General features: G+C 33.9%; 1 pseudogene. It reads right to left on the bottom strand.

The window, feature by feature from the left end:
- Positions 1–152: 152 nt before the first annotated feature.
- Positions 153–743, bottom strand: a pseudogene (locus F6Q11_RS07540) (IS607 family transposase).
- Between the last annotated feature and the right edge of the window lie 41 nt (positions 744–784).

Here is a 784-nt window from a genome sequence, read left to right as displayed (position 1 = left end):
CAAACTGCTTTGCCAGATCTCCGTATGATGGCATCCTCCCACGGTTGAAGAACTGATCTCTTAGAATGTAATTTACCTGATTATACAGGTTCTTTGATATATGGCACATTTTTGATATTATACCGTTATCACGGATAAATATCTGTTCAGTTCTAATTATCCTCATAGCCTATCTCCATCGAATTGCTTTTTCTTTTTGAATACATCTTCATTGAATAGCAATGAAGCATGGATATAATATCATCAAATATTTCCTCCGAATCCAGTTTTTTATCTCTAACCTCAGATACAACAACTATCTCTGTGCCGTATTTCTGGAATAAAAATTTGAATAAATCAAAAGCCACCCTGCCTAGTCTATCCCTGTACGTTATCATTACCCTCTCTATTCTATAGTTTAAGATTTCATCAAGCATTTCAAAGAATTCTTTCCTCCTATCAAATCTTATTCCAGATGCTGTATCAGAGTATATTGCACTGATAGTATAATCATCCATGAAGCACCACTGCTTTTACTGCTCTATCTGATTGTTCAAATCATTCTTCTGTTTTATTGTTGATACCCTTGCATATATTACTGTTTTTCTCTTAACATCCCTATTCAATAATTTATAAACATCCCCATCATTGTAGTCATAATATCCATTGGGCATAACTGTAAACCCTATCTTTCCTGTTGAGGCGTATACATGGAGTGTCTTTCTTGATATTCGTAGTAGATTTAATACCTCCTTTGCCTTCATGGTTAATAACATAACACATTAGTTGTCTAAATAGTTATTGG

Origin of the sequence: Thermoplasma sp., from assembly GCF_008709555.1 — an archaeon.
Taxonomy (GTDB): Archaea; Thermoplasmatota; Thermoplasmata; order Thermoplasmatales; family Thermoplasmataceae; genus Thermoplasma.
This window is presented reverse-complemented; position numbering and strand designations above follow the sequence as displayed.